The sequence below is a fragment of the Vibrio sp. R10-SG3-ISO10 genome (genome assembly GCF_059834185.1).
This window is the reverse complement of sequence record NZ_JCBDHG010000003.1, coordinates 1-2,580: the sequence shown is the minus strand read 5'-3', so window position 1 is coordinate 2,580 and position 2,580 is coordinate 1. Positions and strand designations below refer to the sequence as shown.

5 protein-coding genes are annotated in these 2,580 nt (G+C 46.6%); 3 read left to right on the top strand and 2 right to left on the bottom strand.

Annotation, left to right across the window (positions count from 1 at the left end; all coding sequences use genetic code 11):
- Window positions 1-423: 423 nt before the first annotated feature.
- Both AC6R16_RS03305 and AC6R16_RS03300 read right to left on the bottom strand, forming a co-directional pair.
- Window positions 424-849, bottom strand: coding sequence for a DUF4225 domain-containing protein (locus tag AC6R16_RS03305; protein WP_500673599.1), 426 nt, complete (start codon window positions 847-849; stop codon window positions 424-426).
- 78 nt (window positions 850-927) lie between these two features.
- Entirely contained in the window at window positions 928-1,203 is a 276-nt protein-coding gene (locus AC6R16_RS03300; protein ID WP_171325466.1) for a helix-turn-helix transcriptional regulator, read from the bottom strand.
- 131 nt (window positions 1,204-1,334) lie between these two features.
- Here AC6R16_RS03300 and AC6R16_RS03295 point away from each other — a divergent pair, with 131 nt between their 5' ends.
- The 3 genes from AC6R16_RS03295 (at window position 1,335) to AC6R16_RS03285 (ending at window position 2,499) form a co-directional block, all read left to right on the top strand.
- Complete coding sequence (locus AC6R16_RS03295; protein WP_171325464.1) at window positions 1,335-1,517, top strand: hypothetical protein; 183 nt, start codon at window positions 1,335-1,337, stop codon at window positions 1,515-1,517.
- 74 nt (window positions 1,518-1,591) lie between these two features.
- Window positions 1,592-1,930 (top strand): hypothetical protein, encoded by a 339-nt coding sequence (locus AC6R16_RS03290; protein ID WP_500673598.1) that lies wholly within the window; start codon window positions 1,592-1,594, stop codon window positions 1,928-1,930.
- Window positions 1,927-2,499: a hypothetical protein gene (locus tag AC6R16_RS03285; protein WP_500673597.1), complete on the top strand. Its 573-nt coding sequence runs from the start codon at window positions 1,927-1,929 to the stop codon at window positions 2,497-2,499. The genes AC6R16_RS03290 and AC6R16_RS03285 overlap by 4 nt, the downstream gene beginning before the upstream one ends.
- Window positions 2,500-2,580: the final 81 nt, after the last annotated feature.

The window sequence follows — 2,580 nt, the reverse complement described above, 5'->3', positions numbered from 1 at the left end:
AGATGATATAATTCATGAGTTCCCACGATTGTCTATCGAAGAGTTCGATGTAGAAAAATAAACATAATCAGATTGTTTTTGGTATGTTCAGATTAGTACAAGGGTTCACCTTGATGTGACTCTTTACTGTTCCATAGAGTCCGATAAATCAGCGACTCTTTGGAATACAGAAAGAGAGAAGGAATACTATCACTAGACTTGAGAACTGGACTATAACGTTACTGCTATAGTCGGGTATGATGGCAGATAAAAAAGAAAGAGAAGACCCATCTTTGAATATCACCAAGTACTGTCCGGCTAGAATAGCGAGGACAAAGATAAATAACGCTTTGGCCAATGTGTGCGACCAGCGAAGCTTGGAGACACGGTAGAGCGTGGCTAACGTTAATGCTGAGACAACGAAAAACAATACAGTTTCGACAATCATTTATTTAACTCACTGTGTAAAGCATCTAAAGTGACCACATCCGCACCGGCTTCAGTGAGCAGTGCAGGGCGGCTAGCCGCTTGGTAACCTCTTAAGTAATCTTCAGAAGAGTAGCTGAACAATTTAAACCTTTTGGCATGGGGCAATTGATTCCAAGACTCTACCGGTTTAAGGGTTGTCGAACGCGAAACCAATCCACCGACGGATAAACTCAAGTCAACACCGTAGTAAGCCATATCGCCGTAAGACTTATCATACCCAAGCTTTTCTGCAGCACCACGGTAACCTTGACGCACTAATCCAACATGATCGGTGTTACCGTCGATGAAGTAGCGACCGTTTTCATACACATTATTGGCACCGTGTGCCATTAATGGTGCACCAAGTATGACGCACATGGTACCCGCCGAAGCGTAACAAATACCACCTCATTGATAATCCGAGGAAAAAAACATAATATAGTGCGCATTATGTATATGTGGTTAGAAAGGAAAATAGGCTTATATTAAAGGTCTAAAATCCTCTAACACCTTGACTACACGCCTATTTTTGATTTTGTTGGTGATAATCCCCCAAACCACATTTTGATCGGATTCACCAAGGAGATCAGCAATACGAAACGCAAGATCCCAATCTATTGAGTTTCGACCATTTCGCCAATTTCTGACGGTGGACTGGTCAACTCCCAACTTTTTCGCCAATTGATATTCAGAATCTAATCCAAACTTGGCTTTTACGCGATTGAGCAGTGCATTCTCATAAGTAAAGCGTTCCATTGAACGTCCCTCCTGATGCTCATTGTATGTACAAAAAACGGCAAAACGCTATACGGGGCATGCTTGCCAGTATCAAAAATCTTCTCGTAAAGTGATGTACATCCAAGGCTTGGCGGCATTGAGGAGGCGTGATGGTAGCGCGAAAAACTGAAATCGAGATTGCGCTTGATGAAGCAGAATCCAGTGCCAAAAGTGGTCACTTGGAATCGAGCCTTAGGCTCGTGATTGCCACATTGAGAAGGCTATATCAATTGCAGGAAGGAAGCCATGCCTGTTCGCAAGAATCAAAGGATCAAAATTCATCTTCTGATTAAACGTTATGCCCAGCGTGAGAAAAAACATGGTCAATTACGGCGAATAACAGAGCGGGTGATAAAGGAGAAAAAGCATGGAAGAGTACAAAATTGTTGAGGTGTGTATGGCGCATCTGACTGCAGCTATTAAAACTGGACGCGACATCGAAGCCGTGACTGGGGATCATCTTACCCAAGCAAACATTATCACGCCGATACTGATTCTGGGTTGTGATTTGCTGACACCATCCAAGCAGTTTAATGGCCTAGCTCGTGAAATGGCCAACTATGCGATGCAGTACAGTTATTCCATTGCTGAGTCCTACGCAGGAGGTATCGATAAGGTGTCGCCACTGACTGACGAACTTGAGCGATTTGTCGGTTTGGTCATGGCCTCTAATGTGCGTGAGATGGCGAGCCCGACACTGCAATGAATTCTTCTACGTTTACCCGACGCGAACGACCGTTAGCGGCGCTGCATCGAGCACGCTGGTCATCGTTGCTTCAAGATCCTTCACGCTATGCCTATTTGTTGTCGGCGTCTGGCAAAGCCACGCAGCGTCAGTTCCTGCGCGATATCGCTTCAGTGATGGACTATCTCGTTAGTGAGCTTGAGTTGCGTACGCGTAAGGTTGGGGTAGCCACTCAACGTGGTTTCCTGCTGCGTACTTGGGCCAATGTGGCCGAAGGGACGGGATTACCTGTTTGGCGAGTCAAACAGTGTGTGTCGTTTGCTAAGCAGCGCGGTTGGCTAACGTCCACCCAACCGCGACACAATGAAAACGGTGAGTGGTACGGCTTAGCGTCGATTAAACGCATCACAGAGCGCTATTTTGCCGATCTGGGCCTGACCGACGCTATGCTTAAGGCGAGGGCGGCCGCCAGTGACTCCATCAAGCGCATGGCCTCACGCACCGGCGTCCATGTCCGTTACCTCCTGACACCTATCACCTTGCTGCGTAAGTTCGCCCGTCGTCACGACCAATCCCCACACAATCATTGATCCACCAGCCTAGCCTCGATCCGTCTGTCACACGCTAAATCCCTGAAAAACCGACCTTAATCCGGTTTAATTGCGGCTTAT

What these genes read in the sequence shown, in the direction of transcription:
- AC6R16_RS03300 (WP_171325466.1), bottom strand. Translation starts at nt 1,203, where the DNA reads ATGGAACGCTTTACTTATGAGAATGCACTGCTCAATCGCGTAAAAGCC.
- AC6R16_RS03295 (WP_171325464.1), top strand. Translation starts at nt 1,335, where the DNA reads ATGGTAGCGCGAAAAACTGAAATCGAGATTGCGCTTGATGAAGCAGAA.
- AC6R16_RS03290 (WP_500673598.1), top strand. Translation starts at nt 1,592, where the DNA reads ATGGAAGAGTACAAAATTGTTGAGGTGTGTATGGCGCATCTGACTGCA.
- AC6R16_RS03285 (WP_500673597.1), top strand. Translation starts at nt 1,927, where the DNA reads ATGAATTCTTCTACGTTTACCCGACGCGAACGACCGTTAGCGGCGCTG.